General features: G+C 65.5%; 12 protein-coding genes. 8 read left to right on the top strand and 4 right to left on the bottom strand.

Annotation, left to right across the window (positions count from 1 at the left end):
- The first annotated feature begins 172 nt into the window (after positions 1 to 172).
- The 4 genes from V3C33_19885 to V3C33_19870 all read left to right on the top strand — a co-directional run bounded on the left by V3C33_19885 (position 173) and on the right by V3C33_19870 (position 4922).
- Positions 173 to 1378 (top strand): ROK family protein, encoded by a 1206-nt coding sequence (locus tag V3C33_19885; GenBank protein ID XAS67646.1) that lies wholly within the window; start codon positions 173 to 175, stop codon positions 1376 to 1378.
- Positions 1379 to 1382: 4 nt separating this feature from the next.
- Entirely contained in the window at positions 1383 to 2507 is a 1125-nt protein-coding gene (locus V3C33_19880; GenBank protein ID XAS67645.1) for an FUSC family protein, read from the top strand.
- A gap of 105 nt (positions 2508 to 2612) precedes the next feature.
- A complete protein-coding gene (gene radA, locus V3C33_19875) occupies positions 2613 to 3986 on the top strand; it encodes a DNA repair protein RadA (GenBank protein XAS67644.1) in 1374 nt (457 codons plus the stop codon).
- 6 nt (positions 3987 to 3992) lie between these two features.
- Positions 3993 to 4922 carry an aminoglycoside phosphotransferase family protein gene (locus tag V3C33_19870; protein XAS67643.1) on the top strand — a complete coding sequence of 310 codons (930 nt, stop codon included), beginning with the start codon at positions 3993 to 3995 and terminating at the stop codon, positions 4920 to 4922.
- Between the two features lie 12 nt (positions 4923 to 4934).
- Here V3C33_19870 and V3C33_19865 read toward each other — a convergent pair whose 3' ends face one another.
- Positions 4935 to 6548: a peptide chain release factor 3 gene (locus V3C33_19865; GenBank protein ID XAS67642.1), complete on the bottom strand. Its 1614-nt coding sequence runs from the start codon at positions 6546 to 6548 to the stop codon at positions 4935 to 4937.
- A gap of 350 nt (positions 6549 to 6898) precedes the next feature.
- Here V3C33_19865 and disA point away from each other — a divergent pair, with 350 nt between their 5' ends.
- Positions 6899 to 7975: a DNA integrity scanning diadenylate cyclase DisA gene (gene disA / locus V3C33_19860; protein ID XAS67641.1), complete on the top strand. Its 1077-nt coding sequence runs from the start codon at positions 6899 to 6901 to the stop codon at positions 7973 to 7975.
- A gap of 90 nt (positions 7976 to 8065) precedes the next feature.
- On the opposite strand, the gene V3C33_19855 is transcribed toward disA, so the two are convergent.
- Complete coding sequence (locus tag V3C33_19855; protein XAS67640.1) at positions 8066 to 8791, bottom strand: hypothetical protein; 726 nt, start codon at positions 8789 to 8791, stop codon at positions 8066 to 8068.
- 235 nt (positions 8792 to 9026) lie between these two features.
- Between V3C33_19855 and V3C33_19850 the strand changes: the two genes are divergently transcribed.
- The 3 genes from V3C33_19850 (at position 9027) to V3C33_19840 (ending at position 11166) form a co-directional block, all read left to right on the top strand.
- Complete coding sequence (locus tag V3C33_19850; GenBank protein ID XAS67639.1) at positions 9027 to 9863, top strand: A/G-specific adenine glycosylase; 837 nt, start codon at positions 9027 to 9029, stop codon at positions 9861 to 9863.
- Between the two features lie 88 nt (positions 9864 to 9951).
- Complete coding sequence (locus V3C33_19845) at positions 9952 to 10383, top strand: DUF3592 domain-containing protein (GenBank protein ID XAS67638.1); 432 nt, start codon at positions 9952 to 9954, stop codon at positions 10381 to 10383.
- Between the two features lie 279 nt (positions 10384 to 10662).
- On the top strand, positions 10663 to 11166 hold the full coding sequence (locus V3C33_19840) for a hypothetical protein (protein XAS67637.1): 504 nt from the start codon (positions 10663 to 10665) through the stop codon (positions 11164 to 11166).
- Here V3C33_19840 and dhaM read toward each other — a convergent pair.
- Together dhaM and dhaL are read right to left on the bottom strand one after the other, a co-directional pair.
- Entirely contained in the window at positions 11163 to 11876 is a 714-nt protein-coding gene (gene dhaM / locus V3C33_19835; GenBank protein ID XAS67636.1) for a dihydroxyacetone kinase phosphoryl donor subunit DhaM, read from the bottom strand. The two genes, V3C33_19840 and dhaM, sit on opposite strands and share 4 nt — an antisense overlap.
- Positions 11873 to 12499: a dihydroxyacetone kinase subunit DhaL gene (dhaL, locus tag V3C33_19830; protein XAS67635.1), complete on the bottom strand. Its 627-nt coding sequence runs from the start codon at positions 12497 to 12499 to the stop codon at positions 11873 to 11875. The genes dhaM and dhaL overlap by 4 nt, the downstream gene beginning before the upstream one ends.

Raw genomic sequence — 12499 nt, 5'->3', positions numbered from 1 at the left:
CCTGGCGATTCTCAATGCAACTGCCAGTCGTTCACCTGGTCGGGCACGGGCATCGCCGCCCTTGAGTGACCGACGCCACATTTACTTCTGTTCTGGAATCCTATCATTCGACTTTCGAAGAAACTACCCCATGAATCGAGATAAGTAGTGCAATATTGGCTAGTATCTGTCCATGGAGACATTTAAGCGTTACGCCGGGGCGGACTACGCCCCGGGCTCTGTGGGCGATATTTTCCGGCTCATCAGACAGGGTGTAGCCACGTCCCGGTCTTCGATTGCCCGGCTCACCGGCCTGGCACCCTCCACGGTCTCCCTCAGAGTCGATCTGCTCGGCGAAATGGGTCTCGTCATGGAAAGGGGCAACGAAAGATCCAACGGTGGCCGGCGAGCCCGGCACTTGAGGGTTACTGCCGGTTCCGGCGTGGTGGCCGCGGCCGATGTGGGGGTTCACCATGCAAGGATTGCCATCTCGGACATGACGGGACGGCTACTGGCAGTTGAGGAAGAGGCCCTGAACACCGAGGACGGACCCGCAGTAACCGTGGAATGTCTCTGGGCCCGATTCCAGAGGGTGCTCGACCGTGCTGGAAAAACCGAGGAAGATATGCGCGGCATCGCCATAGGCCTCCCGGCGCCGATTGAGCACCCGACGTCCAAGGTCATCCTGCCGACGTTTCTGCCCAGCTGGCACAAGGCGGACCTGCCCAGACTGTTCCGGGTCCATACCGGGCTGCCGGTTCTGATCGAAAACGACGCGAACCTGGTTGCGCTGGCTGAGTGCGCGGCAACGGACAACCGGCCGGACCATCTGCTGGCCGTCAAGCTCGGGACACGCATCGGCTGCGGGATCATCAGCGCAGGACACCTCCACAGGGGCGCCGCCGGCGCGGCCGGCGAAATCAGCCACATTTCAGTGGCCGGAACGTCGGCCATCAGCTGCAGCTGCCCGGAAGAAAATTGCCTTGAGTCGGTAGCAAGCGGTGGTGCCCTGGTTGCCCGCCTCGCCAGCAAGGGCTTCAAGGTCGCGGGGACAGCCGATGTAGTGGAACTCGGACGAAACGGTGAAGTCCAGGCAGTGGAAGCGCTACGTGAGGCCGGCACCCACATCGGTTCCGTCCTTTCTTCCATCGTCAATTTCTTCAGCCCTCAGGAAGTTGTGCTGGGGGGCGCAATGTCAGCGTCGGCACCTTTGGTGGCAGCGCTGCGTGCCGAACTTTTCCGGAAATGCCTACCCCTGGTTGCCGACGTCCTCACGGTCCGGACCAGCAACCACCCCGCTGACGCCGGCGTCATCGGGGCAACCTATCTGATCCTGGAAGAACTCCTTGCACCGGCCAGGATCGAAAAACTGGCCCGTACGGTCCAGCAAATAGACTGAGGTCATGGCCGCAACTGGATTATCCGCAAGCAGACGATTCCTGCGCGGCCGGATCCGCACGGGGATGGTCCGTAGCCGCAATTCGCTCATGCCCGCCATCCAGATGACCGTGTGTGCCGTGGGCGCCTACGCCTTCGCGGAATACGTGCTGGGGCACTCAGGCCCGCTGTTCGCGGCAACGTCCTCCCTTATTGCCCTAGGCTTCTCCCGCGATCCGCGCCTCCGCCGCGTGGTGGAGGTCGGCCTGGGCTGCACCATCGGCATTGTGGTGGGTGATCTACTGCTGCACTGGCTGGGCGCCGGGATCTGGCAGGCCGCCGTCGTACTTCTTTTCTCCATTCTGCTGGCCCGCTTCCTGGACAGCGGCACCATCTTCACCACCCAGCTGGGGCTGCAGTCGCTGCTGGTGGTGCTGCTCCCGGCACCGGCCGGCGGTCCGTTCACGCGCAGTCTGGATGCCGTGGTGGGTGGGCTGTTTGCGCTGCTGGTCACCATCCTGGTCCCCAAGGATCCCCGCCGGGAGCCGCGCAAGGACGTCAAGAAGCTGCTGCATGAACTGGCGGAAGTCCTGCGGGAGTGTGCCTCTGCAATGGCCAACAGTGATTCCACCCAGGCCTGGCATGCGCTGGTCCGCGGCCGGAACTGCCAGCCGCTTGTGGACGCCATGCGCCAGACCTTGCGGGCGTCGGGCGAGGTGGCCACCCTGGCGCCTGCCTACCGCCGGCACCGGGACGAGCTGGGCCGGCTGGAAGAATCCCTTGATTTCATTGATCTGGCATTGCGCAACAGCCGCGTTTTTGCACGCCGGCTGACCAGTGCCATCAACCATGCGGCGCTGTCTGACGAGGCGACAGAGAACATCGCCGAGGTCTTGGAGGAGACCGCCGACGCCATCGACGAGCTCTCGCTTGGGCTTGCCGAAGTGCACGACGGCGTGCGCCGCGCCCACATCCGCACGGCCAGGCAGCAGCTGAGCGAAATCGCATTGCGGCTGCATCCGAAACTCCTGGAAGTGCAGCGGCTGGAGGGAGAGACCGTGGTGATGCTGTTCCGTCCGCTTATGGTTGACCTCCTCGAGGCCACCGGGATGGACTCGCGGGAAGCACGCGACATCATGCCGGCGCTTTAGCTGCCCTGTCTGTGCTTCCGGCTCTTCAGCGGCTTTGTACGTCCTGTGTGTCCGATCCGGGCGCACGGCGGCTGATTGTCGGACGCCCCGGCTAGTGTGGAGGCCATGGCAACAAAGACTTCCCGGGCTTCCAAGGCGCCGGCCTACAAATGCGCCGAATGCGGCTGGACCGCTGTTAAGTGGGTGGGCCGCTGCGGTGAATGCCAGGCGTGGGGCACCGTTGAGGAAACCGGCACCGCTGTTGCCCGCACGACGGCGGCAACTACGGTTTTCGAGCCGGCTCGCCGGATCGCTGAGGTGGATGCCACAACGGCGGCTTTTCTGCCTACCGGCGTGGACGAGCTGGACCGGGTGCTGGGAGGCGGACTGGTTCCCGGGGCCGTGATCCTGCTGGCCGGCGAGCCCGGGGTGGGCAAGTCCACGCTGCTGCTGGATGTCGCCGCCAAGTTTGCGCGCACCGCACAGGATGTCCTCTACGTCACCGGCGAGGAATCCGCAGCGCAGGTCAAGCTCCGGGCGGAACGGATTGACGCCGTCGCGGATTCCTTGTATCTGTCCGCGGAAACCGATCTCGGCCAAGCGCTGGGGCAGGTGGAAAAGATCGAACCGCGGCTGCTGATTGTGGACTCGGTCCAGACCCTGAGCAGCGCGGACGTGGACGGCAGCGCAGGCGGCGTGTCGCAGGTCCGCGAAGTGGCCGCCTCCATCATTGCCGCTGCCAAGCGGCGCAACATGACCACGCTCCTGGTGGGGCACGTGACCAAGGACGGATCCATTGCGGGGCCGCGGCTGCTGGAGCACCTCGTGGATGTGGTGTGCCAGTTTGAAGGCGAACGCCATTCACGGCTGCGCCTGCTGCGCGCCGTGAAGAACCGGTATGGCCCCACCGACGATGTGGGGTGTTTTGACCTCAACGAGGACGGCATTGTGGGGCTTTCGGACCCCAGCGGGCTCTTTGTCAGCCGCACCAAGGACCCAGTGTCCGGCACGTGCATCACCGTGACCATGGAGGGCCGGCGCCCGCTGCTGGCCGAAGTGCAGTCCCTGCTCGCTGAAACCTCCAACTCGCAGCCGCGCCGGGCCACCAGCGGGCTGGACAGTTCCCGCGTTTCCATGTTGCTGGCCGTGCTGCAGCAGCGCGCCGGTTGCCAGCTGCAAAAAGACGATTCCTATGTAGCCACGGTGGGCGGGGTGAAGCTCAGCGAGCCCGCCACGGACCTGGCCGTTGCCCTGGCCGTGGCGTCGGCGAAGGCAAAAAAACCCCTGCCTATCAGGCTCATCGCGTTCGGCGAAGTGGGCCTGGCCGGAGAGGTCCGTCCGGTGCCAGGCATCAACCAGCGCATCCAGGAGGCCCACCGCCTGGGCTTCACGCACGCCGTGGTGCCGGCCAGTCACAACGGGCCGGGGCCGGTCCCGGCCGGTTTCTCAGTGCGGGAAGTGGAGCATCTGACCGAGGCGCTCAGCCTGCTGATCGGGTAGGAACATATGAGCCCGAATCCCGATGACGACGCCGCACGGAGCGTGGACCTGGACGTGGACCTGGACGCGCATCTTGTGCGCCGGCTGGTCGCTTCCCAGTTTCCCTGCTGGGCAGACCTGCCCATCTCGCCGGTCGAGTTCGGCGGCTGGGACAACAGAACCTTCCGGCTCGGCGCGGACAAGTCGGTGCGGCTGCCCAGCGAAGCGGCCTACTCCGTCCAGGTGGAGAAGGAACACCGGTGGCTTCCGGTACTCGGCCCGGGCTTGCCGCTTCCTGTTCCCGGCCCTCTGGCCAAGGGCGCTCCCGGCCAGGGCTATCCCTGGAACTGGTCCGTCTACCGTTGGCTGGAAGGGGAAATCGCCAGCACCGCAACAATCGGTGATCTGACGGAATTCGCGGCGGCCCTGGCCGTCTTCCTGGCTGCCCTGCAGCAGGTCGACCCCACCGGCGGGCCGATGCCCGGGCGGCACAACTTCTTCCGCGGCGGGCCGCTGGAGACCTACGACTCCGAAACCCGCACGGCCATTGCCGCCTTGGGCGATCAGATTGATTCCGGGACGGCCACAGCGGCGTGGGAAGCAGCCAACGCCGCAAAATGGCACGGTTCGCCGGTCTGGTTCCATGGGGACGTCAGTGCTTCAAACCTGCTGGTCCGGGATGGCCGCCTCAGTGCCGTGATCGATTTCGGAACTTCGGGCGTCGGTGATCCCGCGTGTGATGTGACCATCGCCTGGACTTTCCTGTCGGGTGCGAGCCGGGAGGCGTTCCGTGCTTCATTCCCGGGCGACGCCGCAACGTGGTCCCGCGGCCGTGGCTGGGCACTCTGGAAAGGCCTGATCACCATAGTCGAGCACCGCGATTCCAACCCCGATGAAGCAGCGAAGGCAGCACGCGTTGTGGATGAAGTGCTGGCTGATTACCGGCAATCAACCTGATCCAAGCGGCCGCTATTTCGCGGGGTTGTGCGTCCCGATCGGCACCAGCGTGAGGTCCGGGTGGTTCTTTTCGATCCGCCGCAGTGCCCACACGTCGTTGAACAGAGCCAGGTATTCGCCGTCGGACCGCAGCAGCACCTCAGCGCCGGGCACGTTGGCCAGCGCAGGCATGGCCTCCGCCGTCGAGATCCTCGCGATTGAATACGGGAGGCGTTCCAGCCGCATGGGGGCGCCGAAATCGTGCGCCATGCGGTCCTCCACCACTTCAAACTGCATGGGGCCGACGGCGGCAAGCACCGGTGCCTGATCGCCGCGGACGTCGGAGCGCAGCACCTGGATGACGCCCTCGTGCTCCAGCTGTTCGATCCCGCGGCGGAACTGTTTGAAGCGGCTGGGGTCCTTGGATCTGGCCACCTGGAAGTGCTCCGGCGCGAAGAGCGGGATGGCCGGGAACTCCACCGGCTCCTCGATGAACAGGCTGTCACCCACCCGAAGGGAGGACGCGTTCACCAGGCCAACAACGTCGCCCGGGTAGGCCTCGTCAATGACCTCCCGTTCGCGGCCGAACACCTGTTGCGCGTACTTGGTGGCGAACGACTTCCCGGTCCGGGTCTGTGTGACCACCATGCCGCGCTCAAAGACGCCCGAGCAGACACGGATGAACGCAACGTGGTCTCGGTGGGCCTTGTTCATACCGGCCTGGACCTTGAAGACGAACCCGGCAAACGGGGAGGCCACTGCGCGCGGTGAACCGTCGACGTCGGGGCGGGGCGCCGCCGGCGGCGCGAAGTCCACCAGTGCGTCCAGGATTTCCTTCACGCCGAAGTTGAGGGCCGCGGAGCTGAAGAGGATGGGGGTGGCCTTGCCGGCGTGGAAGCTCTCGACGTCGAACTCAAGGTTGGATTCGATCACCAGACCGGCTTCGTCCACGGCGTTGGTCCAGTTCTCGCCCTGCCCAACGGCGGCTTCCTCAGGGGTGAAATACTGCGTCAGGGCGATGTTGGCGCCCGAGTTGTTGCGCTGGAACTGGGCAAAACGGTCATTGCGCAGATCCCACACACCGCGGAAGTCGCCGGAAATACCCACCGCCCAGGTCAGCGGCATGGGCAGCAGGCCGGTGCGCTCGGTGATCTCATCCATCAGCGCCAGCGCGTCCAGGCCGGGCCGGTCCCACTTGTTGATCACGGTGATGATGGGAAGGTTGCGCTGTTTGCAGACCTCAAAGAGCTTCATGGTCTGGGTTTCCAGGCCCTTGGCCGCGTCCACCAGCATCACTGCACAGTCGACGGCGGCAAGCACGCGGTAGGTGTCCTCGGAGAAGTCGGCGTGGCCCGGCGTATCCAACAGGTTGATCACGGTGTCGCGGTAGGAGAACTGCAGGGCGGCCGAGCTGATGGAGATGCCGCGGTCCTTTTCCATCTGCATCCAGTCCGAGATCGTTTCCTTGCGGTTGGCCTTGCCGCTGGAAGCACCGGCGGTTCCGATCACCTTCGCATGCAGTGCCAGCGCCTCGGTGAGGGTGGACTTGCCGGCGTCAGGGTGCGAGATAACAGCGAATGTCCGCCGCCGGGCCGCCTGTTTGTGAATCTCATGGACTCGGGCGGGGCTCTGGACTTCTTGAGACACGGTGCTACTTTCGCTGCGATCCGGGGTGATCCGGGTGTTGGGGCGGTGCCGGGCTGGTGCCGAACGGTCGGCGCGGGCGCGGCTGTCAGAATCTCAAGTTTATCGCAGGGCCGGCAGCTCCGCGGAGGCCGGGCAAAAAATGCCCTCCCGCCAGCCGCCGTCGGACGCACTCCGGGGGGGGGTCCCGCACAGCGCCCGACGGGGCACTTTAAGGCTTGTCCGTGCGGTTAATGCTCCGTTTTACCTCTACTATGGTGCTTGCGGGAAACTGAGTACTTTTGATCCTGCCGGCGGACTGTGGAAACCGGCATACCTGCGGGCTGCAGCCTGCACCTTTGAAGGGAACATTTATGGCTCGGAGCCCTGAAGAATCGCTGAAGGCGACTCTGGGAAGGGTGGCTCCAGGCACGCCCCTGAGGGATGGGCTGGAACGCATTCTCCGTGGACGCACCGGCGCGCTGATCGTGCTTGGTTCGGACAGGACCATTGAATCCATCTGCTCCGGCGGGTTCGATATCGGCATCGACTTTTCACCCACGCGCCTCCGCGAACTGGCCAAAATGGACGGCGCCATCATCTGCGACAAGGACGCCGGAAACATCCTGCGCGCCGCCGTCCAGCTGGTGCCGGACTCCAGCATCGAAACGCAGGAATCAGGCACGCGGCACCGCACGGCCGAACGCGTTGCCATCCAGACCGGCGTCCCTGTTATTTCGGTGAGCCAGTCCATGCAGATCATCGCCCTGTACGTGAACGGGCTCCGGCACGTACTGGAAGGTTCCGAGAAGGTCCTTGCCCGCGCCAACCAGGCTCTCGCCACGCTCGAGCGGTACCGTTCGCGGCTGGACCAGGTGACCAGCTCGCTTTCGGCGCTCGAGATCGAGGCCATGGTGACCGTCCGGGACGTTGCCGTAACCTTGCAGCGCCAGGAAATGGTCAGGCGCATCTCTGAGGAAATCTCGCAGTATGTCCTGGAGCTCGGCGAAGACGGCCGGCTGCTCTCACTCCAGCTCGATGAGCTGACCGTGGGCCGCGGCCCCGGCAGCGACGTCATCATCCGCGACTACGCCGGCCCGGACGCCTCCCCGGAGGACATCGACGGCGCCGTCAGTGCGCTGGTGAATCTGGGACCCACCGAGCTGATCGATCTGGGCAAGATTGCCGGGATCATCGGCTTTGCCGGCGGTGTGGAAACGCTCGACGCAGTGGTCCAGCCACGCGGTTACCGCCTGCTCTCCGGGCTCAAGGCAGTCCCGAAGGCCGTTGCTGACCGCCTGGTGGACCACTTCGGCGGGCTGCAGTACCTGATGGCGGCCACGATTGATGACCTTATGACAGTGGACGGAATCGGCGATCAGCGAGCGCGGACCGTCCGCGAGGGACTGAGCCGCATGGCTGAAGCCAGCCTCCTGGACAGGTTCCTCTAGATCTCCCCTGGAATCCGAATCGACTGCTCCGTATCTGCCCTTTTGAGCCCCCAAAACGGCGGATACGGAGCAATCGATGCAGGGCGAAGATCAGCTGAGCTGGAATATGGCCTTGGGGCTGGTCTTGCTGCCTAGTTTGGCTGTAAAAACGTAATAGGCGCCGCCCGCTCCCGGCTTGGCGGCGATTGACTGGCAGCCCTCCACGGTGCGGTTTCGCGGCCAGGGGAAGTTCGCGGACTCGCTTTTGCCGGGCTGGATGGTTTTGACCAGATCCGCGCTTTTGGCCTGGCAGTCCTTCGACGAGAAAATCCGGTCTGAACCGCTGTTCACCAGGAACTCCATCTGGGAGGTGCCGATGTTCACCTCGCACGCCACCTTGCCGCCGTTGGCGACTTTCAGCGTGAGCAGCGGCTTCTCGTCCGCACCGTAGGCCACCTTGTCCGTGGCTGCCGAGACCGTGACCAGGTTCTGATCGCACGTGGGCGTGGCGGGGGCGCTGGTGGGTGCAGTGGCAGGAGGGGAACTGGGCTGGCCGCCTGACGGCTGCGCGGGGCTGCCATCATGCGTGGAGGATGCCTGTTCGGACTTGCCTTTGAAGGCGCCGGCCGCGGCAAAACCACCCAGCAGCATGGCAACAACCAGCAGCAAAGATCCCCCGACAAACAGCCGACGGCGGCGGAAGATGGCAGTGCCCGGCTTCCGGTTCCTCCGGGGCCCGGATGCCGTCGTCGTCTTCTTGACTGGTGTCTTTTTGATCGGGGCTCTCTTGGCCGGAGCCCCGTTCCCGCCTGATGTTGAATTGCCTTGCCTACCCATTCTCCTAGGCTAGAGAACGGGTAGGATTCTTGTGCTCCACCACGCCGGTGGGCGCACCACTCACCGCATCCATTACAGTGTTTGGATCAAAGCTAAAGCCGATACCCCTGCCACAGCCCCGGGCACTCGTCCCCACGGGCCAGAGCTAGCCAACCTCCACCGCTCAATTAACGAGTGGTTTGCCGAAACGGCCAGGATACTTCCGTGGCGCGCGGCCGACTGCAGGCCGTGGGGCGTGTTGGTGAGTGAAGTCATGCTCCAGCAGACGCCCGTGGTCAGGGTTTTGCCCGTGTGGGAGGAGTGGCTCCGCCGCTGGCCCACGCCGGCCGATCTCGCGGGGGAACCCGCCGGTGAAGCTGTCCGGGCATGGGGGCGGCTGGGCTATCCGCGGCGCGCGCTCCGGCTCCACGCTGCGGCCGTAGCAATTGAGCGCAATCACGGCGGGACGGTGCCAGGGACCTACGCCGAGCTGCTCGAGCTCCCCGGCGTGGGCAGCTACACCGCTGCGGCCGTCGCCGCCTTTGCGTTTGGACGCCGGGAAACCGTGGTGGACACAAACATCCGGCGCGTTCACGCGCGCCTCGTTTCCGGCGTCGCGCTCCCTTCGCCGTCGCTGACTGCAGCTGAGATACGGCTCGCCGCGGAACTGATGCCGGACGACGTCGGCAGTTCCGTCCGCTGGAACGCGGCGGTAATGGAGCTGGGCGCGCTCGTGTGTACAGCCCGGGCTCCCAAGTGCACCGAGTGCCCGGTGCACGCCTCCTGCGCGTGGCTTGCGGCGGGCGGGCCGCCGCCGGCGTACATTCCCAAGGGGCAGGCGTGGCACGGCACGGACCGGCAGGTCCGCGGGGCCGTAATGGCCGTACTGCGGCTGGCGGAGACGCCTGTGCCGGCGGAAATGTTCCAGCACGCGCCGGCTGACCTGGGCTTTGGAACAGACGGAACCTGTGTCCCGCTCGCGGCACTGCACGGCCTGAAGTCGGCGCCGGAGCAGCTCGAACGGGCCCTGGCCGGCCTCCTCAGGGACGGGCTCGCGGAACTGGATCACGGCGGCTACCGTCTGCCGGCCTGAGGCCCGCCTCCTGACGCCCGTCCGGCCGCCGGCCTGAATCCATACGCCGCGGATGGAATACTTCTTGGTGACTGGAAACGGGAAGATCATGAAAACTGTGCTGTACATTATCTGGGCCCTGTTTGTCCTTGGCGCGGCGTTCTCGATAGTGCTCGTGCTGCGGAAGTCGAGGCGTCAGGAGCGGCTCACCGCTGACTGGCCGCGGGCGCGGGCCACCGTCACGGGCAGTGTGGCAGGTTGGTCCAATGCGGCCAGCAGTTCCAACGCCACCCGCATCTACTACCCCGCGTATCAGTTCACGGATGCCCGAGGCATTCTTTTTGCCGGTGGATCCGAGGTGTCCTTCGCCAGTCAGCCGGTGCCGGGTTCCCCGTTGGATGTTGCGTACAACCCCCTCAATCCCAATCAATCTTTCCAGCAGTCGACGCGGGAAAAGACCGCCCTGGGCTGCATCATCCCGTTCTTCGCGGTGTTCGCCGTGGCCTCGTTCCTGTTGATCGGCATCTTCCCGATCGGCTGAGGGCATGGATTCAGTGAAGGTTTGTGGATGCTTCGGGCCGCCGCTGGCTGGGTCAGTCGGACGTCTGCGGCCCCGACCCCGAGATCGTGGGCACCCTCATGCCCGTTCTTTACAACCCCGCCAATCCGGCGAACTCGACGTGCCCCGGATTCCTCGCGGCCAAGGGCCAGTTCGCGGCAGGTCTCGTTTTGGCTGTGTTCGGGGCTGCAGCCATAACGATGTTTGCGTCACTTCCCTTCCAGGCATTGGCAGCCGTGCCGCCCGGAATTACGCTGAAGTATGCGCAAGCCAGGTGTTCTTCTGGTTTTAACCACGACGGCGGTACTCACTTCCGGATGCTTCCCCTACTATCCGGCTCCGTGCCCGGCAATCGCCCAGGCGTCCGCGGTATCCCTGACCGTAGCGGCCGATTACGTTGCAACGGTCAGGACGCTCCATTTGAAGGCGTGCCAGGACGGCAGCTGCAAGGAAGCGGATCTGGAACTGTTCCCGGGCAGCGTGGCTGTTGACCAGGGCTGCGAACCCGGACCCTATGGCCCGGGCGGAGTCTGCTCAGCAACGTCGTCGCCGGACGGCACCATGAGGGGAACGCTCATGCTGGATATCCTGACGGAATCGCCCATGGAGCTGACGGCCACCGGCACGGCCACGGACCGCAGCCCTTTGCCGGCGCGGATGCTGGACTTCACACCACGGGGTGTCTACCCATTCGGCGAGCGGTGCGGACGCTTCCTCACCGCCGCCGTGGTCCTTGACGCTGCCGGCCTCAAACAGTCCGGTTAGGGCTCTCCGAATCCGGCCTGGACGAGGTCGCCCACGTAGCCGATGGCCTTGGCAGCGTCGGGGCCGAACGCTTCCACGTGGAGCACCGAGCCCTTGCCCGCGCCGAGTGTCATAAGGCCCGTCATCGAGGCTCCGTCCGCCCCGTTCACCGTAACATCGGCGTTCAGGCCGGCCAGCCCGCCGGCGATCTGCGCGGCGGGGCGGGCATGCATCCCCGCCAGATTGATGAGCTCGAAATCGCCTGTCGCGTCCGGGGTGGTTTCGCTCCCCACCGGCTCTGCCGCCGGGACCGGCTCTGCCACCGGGACCACCGGATGCGGAGACGTCACCGGCGCATGCCCGTAGACCGCTTCAGCCGCACGTTTGACTGCATGAGAGCTGGCGCCGCCTTGGGCGGCCACGGCCGCGGCCACCAGGCCCTCCACCAGCGGGGCGTCGGCCAGCAGCACGGAATCCGCGTCTTCGGCGAACTCCAGTGCGGACTCAGCGGTCATAACGGCGGACCCCAGATCCGTGAGTACCACCACGCCGTCATCCCCCGCAGCCTTCTCCAGGGCAGACATGACCTTCTCCAGACTGGTGCCGATCCGCCCGTCGGCGGTTCCCCCGGCAGCGATCATCACAACGTCCGGTGCCATCTGCGCGGCAAGCTCCACGGCGCCGTCGGCAATTTTTTCGCTATGGGACACCACCACGATCCGGACCGTCATGCTGCGGCCCCGGCGGCTGCGCGGAGAATCAGTGCGCTGGATGCTGCGCCCGGATCACGGTGACCGGCGCTGCGCTCCCCCAGGTAGCTGGCGCGGCCTTTGCGGGCAACGAGCGGATCGGTGGCAACCGCCCCGGCCTCGGCGGCTTCGGCGGCAGCAATCAGCACGGCCAGCACGTCACCGTCAGTGGCGGCAGCCTCGGCCGCTTCCACCGCCGGCGTCCATGCATCCACCATGGTTTTGTCCCCTGATTCGGCCTTGCCTCGGGCCACAATGCCGTCGCGCGCCGCCGCCAGGGCAGCCGCAAGCGCCGGGGCGTCGACGTCGGGCGTGTCACCCAGCGCCGTGGCAGCCCGCAGGAACGCTGTGCCGTACAGGGGGCCGGCAGCTCCGCCCACCTTGGACATCAGGGTCATGGCGGTCAGCTTAAGCGCGGCGCCTGGTGTTTCCGGCGGTGATTCGGCCAGTTTGTTCAGAACTGCCTGGAAGCCGCGGTCCATGTTTTCGCCATGATCCGAATCCCCGATTGCGCGGTCCAGCTCGATGAGCTCAACACGGTGTTCCGCCATGGCCTGGGCGGACAGGGTCAGCCACTTCACCGCCCAGTTGACGTCCAGTCCCAC

It is taken from the genome of Micrococcaceae bacterium Sec5.7 (assembly GCA_039636785.1).
In the GTDB taxonomy this organism is placed as follows: domain Bacteria; phylum Actinomycetota; class Actinomycetes; order Actinomycetales; family Micrococcaceae; genus Arthrobacter.
Note: the sequence above shows the minus strand (reverse complement) of the source record. Positions and strands in the feature narration are given on the sequence as shown.

Bases quoted from the DNA above. Each gene is read 5' to 3' on its own strand.
- V3C33_19885 (XAS67646.1), top strand. From the start codon at position 173: ATGGAGACATTTAAGCGTTACGCCGGGGCGGACTACGCCCCGGGCTCT.
- V3C33_19880 (XAS67645.1), top strand. From the start codon at position 1,383: ATGGCCGCAACTGGATTATCCGCAAGCAGACGATTCCTGCGCGGCCGG.
- radA (XAS67644.1), top strand. From the start codon at position 2,613: ATGGCAACAAAGACTTCCCGGGCTTCCAAGGCGCCGGCCTACAAATGC.
- V3C33_19870 (XAS67643.1), top strand. From the start codon at position 3,993: ATGAGCCCGAATCCCGATGACGACGCCGCACGGAGCGTGGACCTGGAC.
- disA (XAS67641.1), top strand. From the start codon at position 6,899: ATGGCTCGGAGCCCTGAAGAATCGCTGAAGGCGACTCTGGGAAGGGTG.
- V3C33_19855 (XAS67640.1), bottom strand. From the start codon at position 8,791: ATGGGTAGGCAAGGCAATTCAACATCAGGCGGGAACGGGGCTCCGGCC.
- V3C33_19845 (XAS67638.1), top strand. From the start codon at position 9,952: ATGAAAACTGTGCTGTACATTATCTGGGCCCTGTTTGTCCTTGGCGCG.
- V3C33_19840 (XAS67637.1), top strand. From the start codon at position 10,663: ATGCGCAAGCCAGGTGTTCTTCTGGTTTTAACCACGACGGCGGTACTC.
- dhaM (XAS67636.1), bottom strand. From the start codon at position 11,876: ATGACGGTCCGGATCGTGGTGGTGTCCCATAGCGAAAAAATTGCCGAC.